Genomic DNA, 18,252 nt, shown 5'->3' on the forward strand with positions numbered 1-18,252 from the left:
CACGGAGAGGGTCGCGGAGGCGGCTGGGGAAGCGGTGGATGAGGTAGCGGGGGTGGTGCGGAGCGACGCCGCTCTGCTGGAGGACGACTTGGCCGAGTTTCTCGGTTCGCTGACCGCTCCCGCAGGAGTCGCTGCGCAGTCCGTGTACGAGTCCGCCCTGCGGCGCTCCCTCTACGAACCCGTCGCCGATGCCGTCGGGTCCAAGGTGGGCCAGGAGGCGTTGCCGCCGACCCCCGGGGCGCCCGGCGGCAACCAGGCCCCGCTGCGGCCGTCGATGGTGTACTGGGCCTACCGCAACTACCGTGGCTTCCCCGATGAGATCGGGAACGAGGTCGGGGGCGGGGACTCCGCCGCCGACCTGGCCGTCGTCCGGCGGGCCGCCGTGGCCGTCCGGGTCATGTTGAAGGCCTTCGTCGCCATCGACGACATCCAGGACGGCAGCGAGGTCCGCTACGGCGAACCCGCCCTCCACGTCACCCATGGCGTGCCCCTCGCGCTCAACACCGGGTCCTGGCTGATCGCGGCCGTCCTGCGGCACGCGGCCGACCCCGCTGTCGTGGACAGCTTGCTGCGGGCCGTCGAGAGCGGCTTCACCGGGCAGGCCGTCGACCTGTCCACGCGTACGGCCGAGACCCGCGCCCAGTTGCTGGCCGCGCCGCTCGAAGAACGCGTGGCCTACTGGGAGTCACTGGCCGCCCTCAAGACCGGCACGCTCTTCCGGATGCCGCTCGACTCGGCCCTCGCGGGTCTGCGCGTCGTCGACGACGAGCAGTACACCCTGGACGCCGCCATGCGCCAACTCGGCCTGGCCAGCCAGCTGTTCAACGACCTCACCGACTTCGTGCCCGAGTTCGGCGGGGGCAGGATCCACGAGGACTACGACGGGCTCAGCAACCGGGTCTTCCTCGAACTGCTCGATCCGGACTCCTCACCTCTGGCTGGTGAGCAGCTCAAGGCGTACGTCCTCGGTCATCCGAAACTGGAGTCGACGCTCCTCGCGCTCGCCGCCGAAGCCGTTCTGCTGAAGCGTGAGGCCAAGGAGAGCGTGTACCGCGTATGCCGGTCCGACCGCAGCGCCGCCTACTTCGACCTCACCATCGAACGCAAGGGCCACCTCATCGACCGTCTCCACGAGACGCTCCAGCAGCGGAGCGGCGCGTGACGACGGCCCCGGTTCCGGCCCGGCCCACGATGGTTGAGCGGCTGCGTACGAGCACCCGCGACTGGCATGACGCACTGGAGGCCACCCCCTTCGCGAGCGCGATGATCGCCGGGACACTTCCCGTGGAGCGGTACGTCGGCCAACTCGCCGCCTATCGCGTGGTGTTGGCGGCCCTCGAAGGTGAACTCGACCGGGTTACGGGGCCTGCCGCCGACCCCGTCTGGTCGGCGGACCTCGTCAAACTCCCCCTCGTCGAGCGCGACTTGGCCTACTTCGCCAACCTCGGTACCGCGTCCGGCCCCTGGGCCGCCGAGGAGGGGGAAGCGTTCGCGGCGGAGATACGGCAGCGGGCCGAGAAGTCCGACCTCCCGGCGCTCCTCGGGTACCTCTACGTCGTGGAGGGCTCGACGCTCGGCGCCCTCTTCCTGCACCCGTACGTCACCGCCGCCTACCGTCTGCCCGGCACGGACGGCGTCGCCTACTACACCAGCGGCGACCGCGACCGCTGGGCCCGCTTCACCTCCCGTATGAACCAGGCCCTCGCCGAACCCGAGGCGCAGGACCAGGTCGTCGCGGCGGCCCGTGTCGCCTACCGGCACACCGCCGCGATCACCGGGGCCCTCTCCGTCGGCCTCAGCCCGCCATCTCCATCCCCAGCCCCAACTCCCTCGCGATGAGCATCCGTTGCACCTCGCTCGTGCCCTCGCCGATCTCCAGGATCTTCGAGTCGCGCCACATCCGGGCCACCGGGTACTCGTTCATGAAGCCGTAGCCGCCGTGGATCTGGGTCGCGTCGCGGGCGTTGTCCACCGCGATCGTGGACGAGTACAGCTTGGCCAGGGCCGCTTCCTTCTTGAAGGGGTCCCCCGCCACCAGCCGGGAGGCCGCGTCCCGCCAGGACAGGCGGGACGTGTGGGCCTTCATCTCCATGTCCGCGATCTTGAACTGGATCGCCTGGTTCGCGCCGATCGGACGCCCGAACGCCTGCCGTTCCTTGGCGTACTTCACCGACTCGTCCACGCAGCCCTGGGCAAGTCCGGTCGCCAGCGCGGCGATCGCGATGCGCCCCTCGTCGAGGATGCGCAGGAACTGGGCGTAGCCGCGCCCCTCCGCGCCGACCAGGTTCGCGGCCGGGACCCGCACGTCCGAGAACGACAACTCCCGGGTGTCCGAGGCGTTCCAGCCGACCTTCGAGTACGGCGCCGCCACCGTGAAGCCCGGCGTGCCGGACGGGACGAGGATCGCGGAGATGAGCGGCCTGCCGTCCGGCTTGCGGCCCGTCACCGCCGTCACCGTCACGAAGCCGGTGATGTCCGTACCCGAGTTGGTGATGAAGCACTTCGTACCGTTGATCACCCATTCATCGGTGTCGGGGTCCAGCCGGGCCGTTGTCCGCGTCGCCCCCGCGTCCGAGCCGCCGTCCGGTTCCGTCAGGCCGAACGCGCCCAGGATCTCGCCGGCGCACAGCCGCGGAAGCCACTCCCGCTTCTGCTCCTCCGTGCCGAACAGATGGATGGGCATCGCGCCCAGCGAGACCCCCGCCTCCAGCGTGATCGCCACCGACGAGTCGACCCGCGCCAGTTCCTCCAGCGCGATGCCCAGCGCCAGATAGTCGCCGCCCATACCGCCGTACTCCTCGGGGAACGGCAGTCCGAACAGGCCCATCCTGCCCATCTCGCGGACGATCTCGTACGGGAACTCGTGCCGCTCGTAGAACGCACCGATCTTCGGGGCCACGACGTCGTGCGCGAACTGCTCGACCGTACGCCGGAGTTCTTCGAGTTCAGGGGAGAGCTTGTGGTCCATGGTCCTTCACTGCTCCTGGGAATCCGGTGAGGCCTGTGAGTCCTGTGAGCCCTGCGCATCCCTGTGGGACAGGGCTCGTACGGTGCGGGACGGGCTCGGCCGGCCCAGTTGGTCGGCCATCCACGTGCTGGTGGCGACGAGGCTGCCGAGGTCGACCCCGGTCTCGATGCCGAGGCCCTGGAGCATCCACACCAGGTCCTCGGTGGCCAGGTTGCCGGTCGCGGACCTGGCGAACGGGCAGCCGCCGAGACCGCCCGCGGACGCGTCCACGGTGGTGACGCCGTGCTGGAGCGCGGCCAGGGTGTTGGCGAGTGCCTGACCGTAGGTGTCGTGGAAGTGCACGCCCAGCACGTTCGTCGGCACGCCCTGTTCGTTGAGAGAGGAGAGCAGCTCCAGGACATGGCCGGGGGTGGCGACGCCGATCGTGTCGCCCAGGCTCAACTCGTCGCAGCCCATGTCCAGCAGTGCCCCGCACACCCGGACGACCTGCCCGACCGGCACCGGGCCCTCCCACGGGTCGCCGAAGCACATGGAGAGGTAGCCACGCACCTCCGCCTTCTCCGCCTTCGCCCGGGCCACCACCGGCTCGAACATCGCCAACGCCTCGTCGACCGTCCGGTTGAGGTTGGCCTTGGCGAACGACTCGGTCGCGCTGGCGAAGACGGCGACCTGGCGTGCGCCGAGCGCGAGGGCGCGGTCCAGGCCGCGTTCGTTCGGGACCAGCACCGGCAGCCGTACGGGAAGATCGCTGACGAGCGGGAACAGCTGCTCCGCGTCCGCCAGTTGGGGCACCCACTTGGGGTGGACGAAGCTGGTCGCCTCGATCGTCGTCAGGCCGGCGGCGGCCAGTCGGCGGACGAACTCCGCCTTCACCTCCGTCGGTACGGTCACCTTCTCGTTCTGCAGCCCGTCCCGCGCGCCGACCTCGTGGATCCTGACCCGCGCGGGCAGACCCGGGGCCGGTACGACCATGGGGAGCGTCATTTCTCCTCCTCCGCCAAGGACTCCACAGGGGACTCCGCCAGGGACTCCGCAGGGGTGATCACGACGAGCACCTGGTCCATGGCGACCGTCGTCCCCGGGGTGACGTCCAGCTCGGCGACCGTGCCGGCGTGCGGGGCGGTGATGACGTGCTCCATCTTCATCGCCTCGACCACCAACAGGCTCTGGCCGGCGGCCACTTCGTCGCCGACCGCCACCTTCACCACCGTCACCGTGCCGGGCATCGGGGCGGTGAGGGAACCGGCACCCGCGGAGCCCGTGGCGGTGAGGGCCGCCGCCACCGGGTCGTGGTCGCGCACCTGCCAGGCGTCGCCGTCGCGGCCCAGCCAGTCGCCGGCGCGGTGGAAGGTGTGGCGGACGCCGTCGACGACCACGGACACCTGGTCGTCGGTGACCGTGTGCGTGCCGCCGTGGAGGAAGTGGGTGACGGGTTCAAGCCCCGTCACTCGTAGCTCGAAGGGCAGCGGCTTCGGCGTACCGCCCAGCCGCCAACCGCTGGGCACCGAGAAGGGGTCCGTCCAGCCGCCCTCCGTCGCCTTCGGCCGCAGCGCCTCCAGTCGTACGGCCGCCGCCGCCTCGTAGACCTCCTCCGGCACCCCGTCCGGGACGAGGGAGTCGACCTCGCGCTCCACCAGCCCCGTGTCCAACTCGCCCGCCACCACCGCCGGATGGGCCAGCAGCCGACGCAGGAACCCCGCGTTGGTCGGCACGCCCAGTGTGACCGTCTCCGCGAGGGCCGCCCGGAGTTTCCTGAGCGCGGTCGGGCGGTCCGGGCCGTACGCGATCACCTTGGACAGCATCGGGTCGTACAGCGAACCGACCTCCGTGCCCTCGGTCAGCCCCGAGTCGGTGCGCACGCCGTCACCGGAGGGTTCGCGCAGGGCGAGCACCGTGCCGCCGGACGGCAGGAACCCGCGCGCACCCGCCCGCACGGACACCGTCTCCGCGCAGATACGGGCCTCGACGGCGTGCCCGGTCAGCCGTACGTCCTCCTGTGTGAAGCCGAGCGGCTCGGCCGCCGCCACGCGCAGCTGCCACTCCACCAGGTCGAGGCCGGTGACCAGCTCCGTCACCGGGTGCTCGACCTGGAGGCGGGTGTTCATCTCCATGAAGTAGTACGAGGAGGGGTCGCTGCCCGGGACGATGAACTCGACCGTGCCCGCGCCCTCGTACCCGCAGGAGCGTGCCGCCTGGACCGCCGCCTCGCCCATCGCGGCCCGGGTCCGCTCGTCGAGGAACACGCTGGGCGCCTCCTCGATGAGCTTCTGGTGCCGCCGCTGGAGCGAACACTCCCGCTCGCCCAGGTGCACGACGTTTCCGTGGGCGTCGGCCAGGACCTGGATCTCGATGTGCCGGGGCCGGTCCACCCACCGTTCGACGAGGAGCGTGTCGTCACCGAAGGAGGCGCGGGCCTCGCGCCGCGCGGCGGCGATCTCCTCCTCCAGGGTGGTGAGGTCCCGGACCAGCCGCATGCCCTTGCCGCCGCCACCCGCACTGGGCTTCAGTAGCACGGGAGCACCCAACTCCCGCGCAGCCGCAGTGAGTTCAGGGTCACGGCCGCCGGGCACCACGGGTACTCCGGCCGCCTTCACGGTCTCCTTGGCGCTGATCTTGTCGCCCATCAGGGAGATCGCGTCGGCGGGCGGCCCGATGAAGACGAGCCCGGCATCGACGCACGCCCGCGCGAAGCCCGCGTTCTCCGCGAGGAAGCCGTACCCCGGGTGCACGGCCTGGGCACCGGTGCGGGCAGCCGCCTCCAGGAGCCGCTCGACGGACAGATAGCTCTCGGCGGCCGGTGCCGGTCCCAGCCGTACTGCGGTGTCGGCCTCCCGGACGTGCCGCGAGTCGGCGTCCGCGTCGGAGAAGACGGCCACCGAACGCACGCCCAGCGCGCGGAGGGTGCGGACGACCCGGACCGCGATCTCGCCCCGGTTGGCGACAAGCACAGTGTCAAACATGAGTCCTCACATCCGGAAGACGCCGAACTGGGGGTCACCCAGTGGCGCGTTGGCGCAGGCGGTGAGCGCGAGACCCAGTACCTGGCGGGTTTCGAGGGGGTCGATGACCCCGTCGTCCCAGAGGCGGGCGGTCGCGTAGTAGGCGTTGCCCTGGCGCTCGTACTGCGCGCGGATCGGGTCCTTGAAGGCGTCCTCGTCCGCCGCCGGCCAGGACTCCCCGCGGGCCTCCAACTGGTCCCGCTTGACGGTGGCGAGGACGGACGCGGCCTGTTCGCCGCCCATGACCGAGATCTTGGCGCCGGGCCACATCCACAGGAAGCGCGGCGAATACGCCCGGCCGCACATCGAGTAGTTGCCGGCCCCGTAGGACCCGCCGACCACGACCGTCAGCTTGGGCACGCGCGTGCAGGCCACGGCCGTGACCATCTTGGCGCCGTGCTTGGCGATGCCCCCCGCCTCGTAGTCCCGGCCCACCATGAAGCCGGAGATGTTCTGGAGGAACAGCAGGGGGATTCCGCGCTGGTCGCAGAGTTCGATGAAGTGGGCGCCCTTCTGGGCGGATTCGGAGAACAGGATGCCGTTGTTGCCGATGACCCCGACCGGGTGCCCGTGGATGCGCGCGAAGCCGGTGACCAGGGTCTGCCCGAACTCGGCCTTGAACTCCGAGAACCGGGAGCCGTCGACCACGCGCGCGATGATCTCCCGTACGTCATAGGGGGTGCGGGAGTCGACGGGCACCGCGCCGTAGAGCCCGTGGGGGTCGACCTTGGGCTCGACGGAGAGCTCGACGTCCCAGGGGAGCGGCCCGCGCGCGGGGAGGGTGGCGGCGATGTTGCGGACGATGCGCAGGGCGTGCGCGTCGTCCTCGGCGAGGTGGTCGGTGACGCCCGACACGCGCGCGTGGACGTCCCCGCCGCCCAGTTCCTCGGCGGTCACGACCTCACCCGTGGCGGCCTTCACCAGCGGGGGTCCGCCCAGGAAGATGGTCCCCTGATTGCGGACGATGACCGCTTCGTCGCTCATGGCGGGCACGTAGGCGCCGCCCGCGGTGCACGATCCGAGCACGGCGGCGATCTGCGGAATCCCGGCGCCGGACATCCGCGCCTGGTTGAAGAAGATCCGCCCGAAGTGGTCACGGTCGGGAAAGACCTCGTCCTGCATGGGCAGGAAGGCGCCCCCGGAGTCCACCAGGTAGATGCACGGAAGCCGGTTGTCGAGGGCGATCTCCTGCGCGCGCAGATGCTTCTTGACGGTCATCGGGTAGTAGGTGCCGCCCTTGACGGTGGCGTCGTTGGCGACGATCACGCACTCACGCCCGCTGACCCGCCCGATTCCGGCGATCACACCGGCGGCCGGCGCCTGTCCCTCGTACATCCCGTCGGCGGCCAGGGGGGCGATTTCCAGGAAGGGCGACCCTGGGTCGAGGAGTCGGTCGACGCGCTCCCTGGGGAGCAGCTTCCCGCGCGCGGTGTGCCGCGCCCGGGCCTTCTCGCCCCCGCCCAGCCGGGCCGCGGCCAGCTTGCCGTGCAGTTCCCCGACCAGCGCACGGTGGGCCGCCTCGTTGGCCCGCCAGGCCTCCGACGCGGGGTCCGCCGCGCTGTGCAGCTCCGGTGACTCCTGCATCCTGCGGTCCCCTCAGCCAGTCGTCGCCCAGTGGTCACCCGGCGGGCGACAGGTTAATGAGCGTTAACGTATTTCCCTCAGGTTAACGACCGCTAACCTCCGTGTCTAGAATCAATCGCATGGCCACCAGAACCGACGCCCCGACCCGCCGCGAACAGATCCTCAAGGAGGCCGCGAGGCTCTTCGCCGAGCGCGGTTTCCACGGCGTGGGCGTGGACGAGATAGGGGCGGCCGTGGGCATCAGTGGCCCCGGCCTCTACCGCCACTTCCCGGGCAAGGACGCGATGCTCGCCGAACTGCTGGTCGGCATCAGCGGCCAGCTCCTGACCGGCGGCAAGCGGCGGGTGTCGGAGGCCGGCGGAGACCCCGGCGCGCTCCTCGACTCCCTCATCGAGGGCCATATCGACTTCGCCCTCGACGACCGCCCCCTGATCACCCTCCACGACCGCGAACTGGACCGCCTGCGCGACAGCGACCGCAAGCTGGTGCGCCAGCTCCAGCGGCAGTACGTCGAGCTGTGGGTGGAGGTGGTCCGGGAGGTCTACCCGGCGCTGACGGAACCGACCGCCCGCTCGGCCGTCCACTCGGTCTTCGGTCTCCTGAACTCGACCCCGCACCTGGGCCGCCCGGGCGCGCTGCCGGGCCGGGGCGTCACGGCGGGCCTGCTGCACCGGATGGCGAGGGGTGCCTTCGCGGCGGCGGGAGCGGGGGAGTGATGAGCGTTACGGCCCAACTCCACTGGACGGGGCTTCGTACTCGCCGGTACGGTTGATCTGAGCAAGCGCTTAGGTGTTCGAATCGAGGAGGCGGCGGTGCGCCGTACTGTGTTCAACGAGGACCACGAGGCGTTCCGGGAGACCCTTCGCGCCTTCATCGAGGCCGAGGTCGTTCCCGTCTACGACGAGTGGTTCGCCGCCGGCCAGGCGCCGCGCGAGTTCTACTACAAGCTCGCCGAGCTGGGCGTCTTCGGCATCCGGGTCGACGAGGAGTACGGCGGCGCCGGCATCGACTCGTACAAGTTCGAGGCCGTGCTGTACGAGGAGACCGCGCGCGCGGGTGTGTCCTTCGGCGGCTCCGGTGTGCACGTGCTGCTCGGTCTGCCGTACGTCAAGCTGCTGGCCACCGACGAGCAGAAGAAGCGCTACCTGCCGAAGTTCGTCTCCGGTGAGGAGATGTGGGCGATCGCGATGACCGAGCCGGGCACCGGCTCCGACCTCGCGGGCATGAAGACCACCGCCAAGCTGAGCGAGGACGGCACGCACTACGTCCTCAACGGCTCCAAGACCTTCATCACCGGTGGCGTCCACGCCGACCAGATGATCGTCTGCGCCCGCACCGACGCGCCCAGCGCCGAGGACCGCCGCCACGGCATATCCCTCCTCGTGGTGGACACCAAGTCCGAGGGTTACTCGATCGGCCGCAAGCTGGACAAGCTCGGCCTGAAGACCTCCGACACCGCCGAGCTGGCGTTCGTCGACGTCAAGGTGCCCGTCGAGAACCTCCTCGGTGAGGAGAACAAGGGCTTCTACTACCTCGGCCACAACCTCGCCTCCGAGCGCTGGGGCATCGCCTACGGCGCGTACGCGCAGGCCAAGGCGGCCGTCCGGTTCGCCCAGCAGTACGTCCAGGAGCGCGTCGTCTTCGGCAAGCCGGTCGCGCACTTCCAGAACACCAAGTTCGAGCTGGCCGCCTGCAAGGCCGAGGTGGACGCGGCCGAGGCCGTCGCCGACCGCGCGACCGAGGCCCTGGACGCGGGCGAGCTGACCCCGGCCGAGGCCGCCAGCGCCAAGCTGTTCTGCACCGAGGTCGCGCACCGCGTGATCGACCGCTGCCTCCAGCTGCACGGCGGCTACGGCTTCATGAACGAGTACCCGATCGCCCGTCTGTACGCCGACAACCGCGTCAACCGGATCTACGGCGGCACCAGCGAGATCATGAAGTCGATCATCGCCAAGGACATGGGCCTGTAGGTACCTGCGGATACCTGTAGGCACATCCGCACGGCTGGAATCGCACAGCTGGAATCGCACAGCTGGGATCGAACGGCTGGAATCGCACAGCTGGGATCGAACGGCTGGGATCTTGCGGGCCTGTAAGGACATGGGCCCGTAAGATCCCGGAAATTGCTGACCCGTAGAAATGACTGTATGAGTCAGGCACTTCAGTCTCTCCTCGATCTCCTCGACCTTGAGCAGATCGAGGAGAACATCTTCCGCGGCCGGTCCCGGCCCGCCATCGTCCCGCGTGTCTTCGGCGGGCAGGTCGCGGCGCAGGCACTGGTCGCCGCCGGGCGCACGGTCCCGCCGGACCGCCCCGCTCACTCGCTCCACTCGTACTTCCTGCGCCCCGGCGACCCCGGTGTGCCGATCGTCTACACCGTCGACCGCATCCGGGACGGCCGTTCCTTCACCACGCGCCGCGTCGTCGCGGTCCAGCACGGGCAGCCGATCTTCCACCTCTCCGCGTCCTTCCAGCGGCACGAGGAGGGCCTCGACCACCAGGCCCCGATGCCCGCCGCCCCCGACCCGGCGACCCTCCCCACGGCCGAGGAACAGCTCCCCCGCTACGCGCACCTGGACACGGCGGTCGTCGAGAAGTTCCTGCAGTCCCGTGAGGCCGTCGACATCCGCTACGTCGACGACCCGCCCTACGGCAGGTTCGGCGAGCCCCGCGAACCGCGCTCCCAGGTCTGGTTCCGTACGAACGGCAAGCTCGGCGGCGCTGTCGACGAACCGCTGCTCCACGTCTGCCTCGCCACGTACGTCTCCGACTACACGCTGCTCGACTCGATCCTGCTCGCGCACGGACGGGGCGGCTGGGCGGTCAACGACGTGGTCGGCGCCTCCCTGGACCACGCGATGTGGTTCCACCGCCCGTTCCGCGCCGACGAATGGCTGCTGTACGACCAGGAGTCACCGTCGGCGTCCGGCGGCCGGGGCCTCGGCCAGGGCCGCATCTACACGCAGGACGGACAGCTGGCCATCACGGTCATCCAGGAGGGCGTGATCAGGGTCCCCCGCACCCCCTGAGCACCCCCTGATCAGGAGCTTCTACTCGCCGAGCAGTTCGGCCTCGTTCAGCAGGAACGCCGTCAGCGGGTCGTAGAAGCGCGGGCTCGTCACATGGTCGTCCAGCGGAACGGCCACCTGGAGGGTGCCTTCCGCCTCGGCCAGGAACAGCGCCGGGTCGTTGCAGTCCGCGTAACCGACGGAGTCGATTCCGTGCTGTGCCGCGTACCCCGCCCAGCCGTGGTCGGCGACGACCAGGTCGGGCAGCGGGCGGCCCGCGCGCTCAAGGCCCGTCAGGATCGCGCGCATCGGCTCGCCGGAGTGCGTGTGCCACAGCGAGGCCCCGTGCTCCAGCACCGCCACGTCCGCGAACTGGAACACGTACCCCTCGTCCGTCGTCAGACCGTCCGGGATGACGACGATCTCGCAGCCGGCGGCCCGCAAGGCGTCGGCGGTGGCCCGGTGCACATCGAGCAGACCGCCCGGGTGGCCGGTCGCGAACAGCACCCGCTGCTGCCCGTCGGCCGCCTTGCGCAGCCGGGCAGCGAGCCGCTCCAGCCCGGCGACCGTCAGCTCGGGGTCGATGGTGTCCTGGCCGTGCCGGTGTTCGGGATCGTCGTTCACGCCGACCCGCTCGGCCATCACCGCGAGCACGTCCTGCTCGTCGCTCCAGCGGTCGCCCAGCTCCAGCCCGAGCCAGTAGTGCCGTTCGCCGTTCGCCAGCTTGCGGTAGTGGGAGAGGTTGTTCTCGCGGGGCGTGGCGACATCACCCGCGATGCGGGTTTTCACAAGGTGATCGACAAGCTCGGCGCGGCTGGGAATCCCGGGTATCGGCATGCCTCCCATTGTGAGGCAGGCGACACCGCGAGCACCCGGACGTCCCGACCGCTGGGACGCAGGTCACGCGACCTCAGCAATACGGAGGGGTGCGGCGCGGTGGGCATGATGGAGGTGGTGGAAATGATGGACGTTCCATCCGTACGGCCTGCGGAAAGTGGAGGAAAAGTACACTTCCTGGGTCCGTCCCGGCCACCCTGTTCCGGTGCGAGCGGTTCGCCGGTCACATCCGGCGCGAAAAGAAGGCAGAACAGCATGACCAGCAGTTACGAGGCGCACGAGACGCCCCGAGGCCCCGTCGACTCGTCGCGCATCCCGAGGTACGCCGGTCCCGCGACCTTCGCGCGGCTGCCGCGCCTCGACGAGGTCGGCGGACGCGCGGATGTCGCCGTGGTCGGGGTGCCGTTCGACTCGGGGGTCTCCTACCGGCCGGGTGCCCGCTTCGGCGGCAACGCGATCCGCGAGGCGTCGCGGCTGCTGCGGCCGTACAACCCGGCGCAGGACGCGTCACCGTTCGCGCTGGCCCAGGTCGCGGACGCCGGAGACATCGCCGTGAACCCGTTCGACATCCACGAGGCTGTGGAGACGGTGGAGGCGGCGGCGGACGAACTGCTGGGTACGGGGGCGAGGTTGATGACCCTCGGCGGCGACCACACGATCGCGCTGCCCCTCCTGCGCTCGGTGGCGAAGAAGCACGGCCCGGTGGCGCTGCTCCACTTCGACGCGCACCTCGACACCTGGGACACCTACTTCGGCGCCGAGTACACGCACGGGACGCCGTTCCGGCGGGCGGTGGAGGAAGGCATCCTCGACACCTCCGCCCTCTCGCACGTCGGCACGCGCGGCCCGCTGTACGGCAAGCAGGACCTGGACGACGACGCGAAGATGGGCTTCGGGATCGTGACGTCGGCGGACGTGATGCGGCGCGGTGTCGACGAGGTCGCCGACCAGCTCCGCCAGCGGATCGGGGACCGCCCGCTCTACATCTCGATCGACATCGACTGCCTCGACCCGGCGTTCGCCCCCGGCACGGGCACGCCCGAGGCCGGCGGTATGACGTCGCGCGAGCTGCTGGAGATCCTGCGGGGCCTGGCGTCCTGCAACCTGGTCTCGGCGGACGTCGTCGAAGTCGCCCCCGCGTACGATCACGCCGAGATCACGTCGGTCGCGGCGTCGCACACGGCGTACGAACTGACGACGATCATGTCCCGCCAGATCGCGGAGGCCCGCAGGGACAAGGGCGAGAACAAGGGCGGCGAAACGAAGTGACCCACGACCACGACCTGGTGCTGAAGCCGACCGCCGCCCAGACGGAGGCCGCGCTCAACCCGCCTCCCGGCCGCAACGGCGGAGACCTGGTCGTGGAGACGCTGGCCGGCCTCGGCACGACGACGGTCTTCGGCCTCCCGGGCCAGCACGCCCTGGGCCTGTTCGACGCGCTGCGCCGCTCCGGCCTGCGGTACATCGGCCTACGGGTGGAGAACAACGCGGGGTTCGCGGCGGACGCGTACGGCAGGATCACGGGGGAGGCGGCGCCGCTGCTGCTGTCGACGGGCCCGGGCGCGCTCACCTCGCTCGCGGCACTCCAGGAAGCGGCGGCGGCCTCGGCACCCGTCCTGGCGATCAGCAGCCAGATCCCGACGGCGGGGCTGGGCGGCGGCAGGCACGGCTACCTCCACGAACTCCCGGACCAGCAGGCGTCGTTCAGGGGTGTGGTGAAGTCGGTTCACACGGTCCGTACGCAGTCCCAGATCCCCTCGGTGATCGCCGACGCCTGGAAGTCGGCGCTCACAGCCCCGCACGGCCCGGTGTGGGTGGAGATCCCCCAGGACGTACTGATGGCGGAAACTTTGATTCCCGTGGTGACGGGCGGCGACGCCTTCCCCGAGGAGTTGCCCCCGCGCCCCGAACTGACAGCGCTGGCAGCCCACTTGCTGTCGAACGCCGAGCGCCCGGCGATCATCGCGGGCGGCGGGGTCGTACGGTCGGACGCGTCGGGCAAGCTGAGGGCGCTGGCGGAGCGTCTCCAGGCGCCGGTGGTGACGACCTTCGGCGGCAAGGGCGCGTTCCCGTGGACGCACCCGCTCTCCCTCCAGTCCTGGCTGGAGGACCGGCACATGACCGACTTCCTGGAGGACGCGGACGTCCTGCTGGTGGTCGGTTCGGGACTGGGTGAACTCTCCTCCCACTACCACACGTTGAAGCCGCGCGGCCGGATCATCCAAGTCGACGCGGACCTGGGCAAGTTGGAGTCCAACCACCCGGCGCTGGGCATCCACGCGGACGCTCGGCTGGCGCTGCAGGCGCTGCTGGAGACGGTGCCGGTGAGGGTGGACGAGTCGGCGGGGGACCGGGTTCGGGGAGTACTGGACCGGGTGGCCGCGCGTCTCACTGCCCAGGAACTGACCCTGGAACAGGGCCTGTTGAAGTCGATCAGGAGAGCCCTGCCGCCCCGCGCCCCCTCCTTCTGGGACATGACGATCCTGTCGTACTGGGCATGGTCGGCCTTCGACCCGCGTGGCGCGAACACCATGCACTCGGCCCAGGGCGCGGGCGGCCTCGGCTATGCCTTCCCGGCGGCCCTGGGAGCGGCGGTGGCCGACCCGACGCACCCGGTGCTCGCGGTCTCGGGCGACGGCGGCGCCCTGTACGGCATCGCGGAGCTGGCGACGGCCCGGCAGTACGACCTCGACGTGACGTGGCTGATCGTCGACGACGGCGGCTACGGCATCCTGCGCGAGTACATGACGGACGCGTTCGGGGAGACGACGGGGACGGAACTGGCGCGGCCGGATTTCGTGGCGCTGGCGGAGTCGTTCGGGGTACCGGGGGCGCGAACGTCGCCGGAGACGCTGGAGACGGACCTCGCGAAGGCGCTGGCGGAGCCGGGGCCGTCGGTGGTGGTGCTTCCGGCGGTGCTGCGGATGTTCGGGGCGACGCACTTGGGCTGACGGGGACAGGTCCTACTCGCTAACCGGAAGTACGTGCAAGGGCTTCTCGGATGCCGTGCGGGGTGCGATGACATCCCGATAGTGATGATCGAATGACAGTACGACAGGCTGATGAAACGTCCATGCCAGGAGGGCGTTGACCGCGTCGGTCATACCGATGGCGTCATGATCCGCGTACGTACGCATGAGTCGCTCGGCTTCGCTCAGCAACGGCCACCCCACGGCGACGAGTTGGAGCCGATCGGTGCTCGCCCATGCACGCATGCTGGCCAGAGCGTCTGCCGCCGCCCTGCCACTGATCTTCGTCGTGAGGTGATAGTCCAGTTCGGTCAGGACCAGTGGTGACACTACGAGCCGCTCGACCAGGGAGAGAGCTCGTACAGCGGACTCGTGATGAGCGTCCTTGCGGTTTGTAGATGGCGAGGAGGACCGATGTGTCGGCGACTGCGAACTGGTGACGCTTCAACGGTCACCTTCCTGGAATAGCTCATCGCCGGACTTGGCTGCCAGGTCGGGGGGGCCGTCGAACATCGCACGCGTCAGCGCGGCCATCGCTTCGGAGTCCTCGCCAAAGGACGAGGAGAAGGACAGCGGGACGCGGCGAGCGATGCGATCCAGCGCTACCTCCTCCGGGGTGCGCCCTTCCAGGAGGGCCAGCGTGCGCAGTACTTCGGCTTCGCTGCCCGTGTAGGTGACGCTGACAGTGACGGCGTCCTCGGGTGGGGTCGTGTGATCCGGCGGCGGAATGGGGGCGTCGGCCACGGGGGATCTCCTCAGGGTGCCGTTCGGTGTGATGTGTGGTGATTCCGACAGTACCGTCGCGTGGGCGGCGTTCACTGTGGAAGCAGCAGTTCCGCCCAAGCCGCCTTTCCGATGCCGTGCTGCTGGGGGCAGAAGCTCCAGCGGTCCGCGAGGGCCTGTACGAGGGTGAGGCCGCGGCCTCCTTCGTCTTCGAGGTTCGCTTGCCGGGGAGCGGGCCGACCGTTGTTCGCGTCGGAGACTTCGACGCGCAGGCGTCCGTCGTACGTGGCGAACCGGAGGCCGATCTCGCGGCCGGGTGGGCTGGAAGCGTGGCGGAGCGAGTTGGCGAACAGCTCCGAGAGCAACAGCTCGGCCGTTTCGGCCACTTCGCGAGTCCTCTTGAGCGTCGAGCAATACGGGTTCTGGTACAAGGCCTGGAGTGAGCTGCCGTCCGATGAGACGGCAGCCCTGACCACCGCACGACTCCACCTCGCGGATGTGCCGGTGCTCGTACCGGTGTACGCCCACCGGTACCTTCCCGCAGGCCGGGGAAACTCCGGGCATCCGGTGCTCTCGATGTGGAAGACCGACGTCATCTGCTACGGGCTGGACCTCGTCGACTACATGCACCAGGAGTTCGACGACGCACGCGGCGACGTCGACGAGAGTTGGGGCCCCTGAGCCGAAGCACGATAGGTGTCACCAAGGCATCGGTTGTCACGCGGACTGTCGGCCCCTGTCAGCGGTCAGGCGGTGAGTGCCGTGCGCAGCGTGGTGGCCATCAGGTCGATGGCTTCCTTCCCGGCCGGTACCGGGCCGGTGTGGGTGAAGTAGTGGTCGACGCCCTCGAAGCAACGGTGGGTGACCGGAACGCCGGCGGCCTCCAGGGCCTTGGCATACGCGTCGCCCTCGTCGCGCAGGCGGTCGTGCTCGGCGGTGATCACCAGGGCGGGCGGCAGTCCGGCGAGGTCGTCGGCCAGTCCGGGTGACACCAGCGGGTGGGTGCGGTCGGCGTGGTCCGGGACGTAGGCGGCGGCGAAGACCCGCATGAGCTGAGGTGTGAGCAGGGGCTTGGCGATGGGTGACTGTTTGGTGGCCGGGTCGGCGAGCTGGTCGAGCGGCGCGGAGTCGATGATCTGGAGGCGGGGCGCGAAGGTGCCGCGGTCCCGAGCGGTGCGGCAGACCGCGGCGGTCAGGTTGGCCCCGGCGCTGTGTCCGCCCACGGCGAGTCGCGAGCCGTCCCAGTTGTTGGCGGGGCCGTTCTCGGCCACCCAGGCGGTGACGTCGTATGCCTGGGTGACGGGTGCGGGGTACGGCCTCTGCGGGGCGACGGCGTAGTCCACGTTGATCACCACGCAGCCGGCCGTGGCGGCTATGTAGCGGCAGATGTGGTCGTCCTGCTGGGGGCGGGCGATCACGAAACCGCCGCCGTGGAAGTTGACGTACACGGGGGCGGGGGCCGAGGTGGCGGCCGACGGGCGGTAGACGGTGCACGTCACCGGTCCGGCGCCGGTCTCCACCCGGATGGATTCCGTGTGCTTCGGGATGTCGGTGAAGCGCAGGTCCTTGTGTACGCGGCTCATCATTCGGCCGAACAGCAGCTGAACCCCTCTGGCCTGGATTCTGGGCCTGAATGACATGACTGGACCCCATCGCTACAAACTTAAATTATCAGGATTCCTGATGATGGAGGCTCGTCGCTGATCACGCAAGGGGCAACACGAGCCGACTGCCGAAGGAGGGATGGACGCTCCAGCCGTAGCGCCCCGCCTGTTCGTCCAGGCCCCGTGTGGCTCCAAGCCCACTTGGCTGCGTCCGTCGGAGGCAGCCGGCCGCAGCAGCGGCCTGAGCCCCGGTCGGGTCCGCTCTCCTGGGTGCGCAGCAGAACGGTGCCGAACCATGGCGGCCACCGCGCCAGCGCGCAGCGCGGCCGTCACGTCGGCGGCGGTGGCGATTCCGAACGCGGCGATGACGGGCAGGGCGACGGCGTGGCGGACGGCGGCGACCAGGTCGGGCAGCTGGACGGACTCTCGATCTGGTGACAGAAAGGCTGCCGAATGAGCACCTGTGGCAAGCCGAATGCCTTGTTGGTGCCAAAGAGGCTGCCTCGCCCCGTACTGTCGGGCAGCTCATCCGGCTTCACCGATGACAAGTACTGGGCTTCGGCTCAACCCCGCAGCGACGGTCCCCTTCTGGCGGGACTCCTCTGGCTCGCGGTTCGTGGATGGCAACAGGTGCTCTCGGCTTGGGAAGCTGCGATCATCCGGTGCTGATGCGAGCGTTGACCTGTGGGAATGGCCGTGGGACGGCCTCTTCGTTCTGGTCCTCTTCCCTGGGATTCCCCGCCGCGCTGCCCTCGCCCACCCAGATGAAGAAGACCGCAGCAGCGGCCGTAAAGGCCACGGTCACGGGATCAGGGAAGCTGCCCGGCCGCGTGCAGCGCGTCGAAAGCCATCTCGTCGACGGCCGAGACCCGGTCCCGATCGGCGTAGCGGAACCATGCCTTCTCGGCGATCTCCCTTGACGGGGTCAGCTCACCGCGGTGATCGGCGGTGTAACAGATCATCCGGAAGGGGCCGTGATCCGGATGGCCCTCGCCGATCTCGAAAGTGCCGAAGTGCACCATGGAACCGGGGTCGATCACCGCCCGCAGTTCCTCGTCGATCTCCCGTACCAGGGTCTCGCCGTCGGACTCGCCCGGCTCACGATGACCGCCCGGGAAGTAGAAGAGACCTCTGCCGTGACTACGCGTCACCAACACCCGGTTGTCCCGAACCAGGATCCACGCCACCTTCTCCGGTACACCGTTGCCATTCGCCATGGCTCGGGACCGTATCGGAGGGCATGGTTTGCGTCAGCACCGTCCGCACACTGAGCTTGGGAAGCTGCGTGCCTGTGGGAACTGGGGGTGCCGGCCTGAGGTGAACGGTTGAGCCGGAGTGTCGTTCGGCTCGGCTGTATTCACCGGAGGTCCTCCGCTGTTCCCTGCTCGATCGGGCGCAGTAGTCGTGCACGCCGAGCGCCGCAGGGTCGCGGTACGCCGCGACCCCAGGGCGGTTGTCGTGTGCTCGCTCGCGAGGTGATGACCGGGCGGGCACTGGCGGAACGGTTCGGTGTCCGCCGAGCGTCGTTTCCCTCCAGGGCACGGTGGTCGTGTCCCGGAG

The 18,252-nt window shown here is 69.8% G+C and carries 19 protein-coding genes; 8 read left to right on the top strand and 11 right to left on the bottom strand.

The genetic code is table 11. The features are described 5' to 3' along the window. Positions 1-34 precede the first annotated feature (34 nt). Positions 35-1,162 carry a polyprenyl synthetase family protein gene (locus ACW4TU_RS29100; RefSeq protein ID WP_457417825.1) on the top strand — a complete coding sequence of 376 codons (1,128 nt, stop codon included), beginning with the start codon at positions 35-37 and terminating at the stop codon, positions 1,160-1,162. Next, positions 1,159-1,839 (top strand): biliverdin-producing heme oxygenase, encoded by a 681-nt coding sequence (locus ACW4TU_RS29105; protein ID WP_457417827.1) that lies wholly within the window; start codon positions 1,159-1,161, stop codon positions 1,837-1,839. Before ACW4TU_RS29100 ends, ACW4TU_RS29105 begins: the two co-directional genes overlap by 4 nt. Here ACW4TU_RS29105 and ACW4TU_RS29110 read toward each other — a convergent pair. Genes ACW4TU_RS29110 through ACW4TU_RS29125 form a run of 4 tightly spaced genes read right to left on the bottom strand, consistent with a single transcriptional unit; the run spans position 1,796 to position 7,551 of the window. Continuing rightward, positions 1,796-2,968 carry an acyl-CoA dehydrogenase family protein gene (locus ACW4TU_RS29110; RefSeq protein ID WP_457417829.1) on the bottom strand — a complete coding sequence of 391 codons (1,173 nt, stop codon included), beginning with the start codon at positions 2,966-2,968 and terminating at the stop codon, positions 1,796-1,798. The genes ACW4TU_RS29105 and ACW4TU_RS29110 overlap by 44 nt on opposite strands. Before the next feature lie 6 nt (positions 2,969-2,974). Then, positions 2,975-3,952 carry a hydroxymethylglutaryl-CoA lyase gene (locus tag ACW4TU_RS29115; RefSeq protein WP_457417831.1) on the bottom strand — a complete coding sequence of 326 codons (978 nt, stop codon included), beginning with the start codon at positions 3,950-3,952 and terminating at the stop codon, positions 2,975-2,977. Next, on the bottom strand, positions 3,949-5,928 hold the full coding sequence (locus ACW4TU_RS29120) for an acetyl/propionyl/methylcrotonyl-CoA carboxylase subunit alpha (RefSeq protein ID WP_457417833.1): 1,980 nt from the start codon (positions 5,926-5,928) through the stop codon (positions 3,949-3,951). Before ACW4TU_RS29120 ends, ACW4TU_RS29115 begins: the two co-directional genes overlap by 4 nt. 6 nt (positions 5,929-5,934) lie before the next feature. Further along, positions 5,935-7,551, bottom strand: coding sequence for a carboxyl transferase domain-containing protein (locus ACW4TU_RS29125; RefSeq protein WP_457417835.1), 1,617 nt, complete (start codon positions 7,549-7,551; stop codon positions 5,935-5,937). Between the two features lie 119 nt (positions 7,552-7,670). On the opposite strand from ACW4TU_RS29125, the gene ACW4TU_RS29130 reads away from it, so the two are divergent. From ACW4TU_RS29130 to tesB, 3 genes are all read left to right on the top strand, one after another. After that, positions 7,671-8,267, top strand: a complete 597-nt coding sequence (locus tag ACW4TU_RS29130) for an SACE_7040 family transcriptional regulator (RefSeq protein ID WP_457417837.1) — start codon at positions 7,671-7,673, stop codon at positions 8,265-8,267. A gap of 96 nt (positions 8,268-8,363) precedes the next feature. Next, positions 8,364-9,521 carry an acyl-CoA dehydrogenase family protein gene (locus tag ACW4TU_RS29135; protein WP_164406893.1) on the top strand — a complete coding sequence of 386 codons (1,158 nt, stop codon included), beginning with the start codon at positions 8,364-8,366 and terminating at the stop codon, positions 9,519-9,521. 177 nt (positions 9,522-9,698) lie between these two features. Further along, complete coding sequence (gene tesB / locus ACW4TU_RS29140; RefSeq protein ID WP_457417840.1) at positions 9,699-10,580, top strand: acyl-CoA thioesterase II; 882 nt, start codon at positions 9,699-9,701, stop codon at positions 10,578-10,580. 21 nt (positions 10,581-10,601) lie between these two features. Here tesB and ACW4TU_RS29145 read toward each other — a convergent pair whose 3' ends face one another. Next, positions 10,602-11,396: a phosphatase gene (locus ACW4TU_RS29145; RefSeq protein ID WP_457417842.1), complete on the bottom strand. Its 795-nt coding sequence runs from the start codon at positions 11,394-11,396 to the stop codon at positions 10,602-10,604. Between the two features lie 255 nt (positions 11,397-11,651). On the opposite strand from ACW4TU_RS29145, the gene speB reads away from it, so the two are divergent. Both speB and ACW4TU_RS29155 read left to right on the top strand, forming a co-directional pair. Continuing rightward, a complete protein-coding gene (gene speB, locus ACW4TU_RS29150) occupies positions 11,652-12,665 on the top strand; it encodes an agmatinase (protein ID WP_457417844.1) in 1,014 nt (337 codons plus the stop codon). Next, positions 12,662-14,347, top strand: coding sequence for a thiamine pyrophosphate-binding protein (locus ACW4TU_RS29155; protein WP_457417846.1), 1,686 nt, complete (start codon positions 12,662-12,664; stop codon positions 14,345-14,347). The genes speB and ACW4TU_RS29155 overlap by 4 nt, the downstream gene beginning before the upstream one ends. A gap of 12 nt (positions 14,348-14,359) precedes the next feature. Here ACW4TU_RS29155 and ACW4TU_RS29160 read toward each other — a convergent pair whose 3' ends face one another. From ACW4TU_RS29160 to ACW4TU_RS29170, 3 genes are all read right to left on the bottom strand, one after another. Continuing rightward, positions 14,360-14,695, bottom strand: a complete 336-nt coding sequence (locus ACW4TU_RS29160) for a hypothetical protein (protein ID WP_457417848.1) — start codon at positions 14,693-14,695, stop codon at positions 14,360-14,362. Between the two features lie 114 nt (positions 14,696-14,809). Next, entirely contained in the window at positions 14,810-15,109 is a 300-nt protein-coding gene (locus tag ACW4TU_RS29165) for a hypothetical protein (protein WP_457417850.1), read from the bottom strand. 71 nt (positions 15,110-15,180) lie between these two features. Then, positions 15,181-15,474, bottom strand: a complete 294-nt coding sequence (locus ACW4TU_RS29170) for an ATP-binding protein (protein WP_457417852.1) — start codon at positions 15,472-15,474, stop codon at positions 15,181-15,183. 13 nt (positions 15,475-15,487) lie between these two features. Between ACW4TU_RS29170 and ACW4TU_RS29175 the strand changes: the two genes are divergently transcribed. Further along, the gene (locus ACW4TU_RS29175) at positions 15,488-15,769 is read left to right on the top strand and encodes a DEAD/DEAH box helicase family protein (RefSeq protein WP_457417854.1); all 282 of its coding nucleotides are present in this window, start codon (positions 15,488-15,490) and stop codon (positions 15,767-15,769) included. A 65-nt stretch (positions 15,770-15,834) separates the two neighbouring features. On the opposite strand, the gene ACW4TU_RS29180 is transcribed toward ACW4TU_RS29175, so the two are convergent. The 3 genes from ACW4TU_RS29180 to ACW4TU_RS29190 all read right to left on the bottom strand — a co-directional run bounded on the left by ACW4TU_RS29180 (position 15,835) and on the right by ACW4TU_RS29190 (position 17,909). Beyond that, positions 15,835-16,671, bottom strand: a complete 837-nt coding sequence (locus tag ACW4TU_RS29180; protein ID WP_457430368.1) for an alpha/beta hydrolase — start codon at positions 16,669-16,671, stop codon at positions 15,835-15,837. Between the two features lie 72 nt (positions 16,672-16,743). Continuing rightward, positions 16,744-17,169 (bottom strand): nitronate monooxygenase, encoded by a 426-nt coding sequence (locus ACW4TU_RS29185; RefSeq protein WP_457430370.1) that lies wholly within the window; start codon positions 17,167-17,169, stop codon positions 16,744-16,746. A gap of 332 nt (positions 17,170-17,501) precedes the next feature. After that, positions 17,502-17,909, bottom strand: coding sequence for an NUDIX hydrolase (locus ACW4TU_RS29190; RefSeq protein WP_457417856.1), 408 nt, complete (start codon positions 17,907-17,909; stop codon positions 17,502-17,504). Between the last annotated feature and the right edge of the window lie 343 nt (positions 17,910-18,252).

The sequence above is a fragment of the Streptomyces kryoterrae genome (assembly GCF_054072135.1).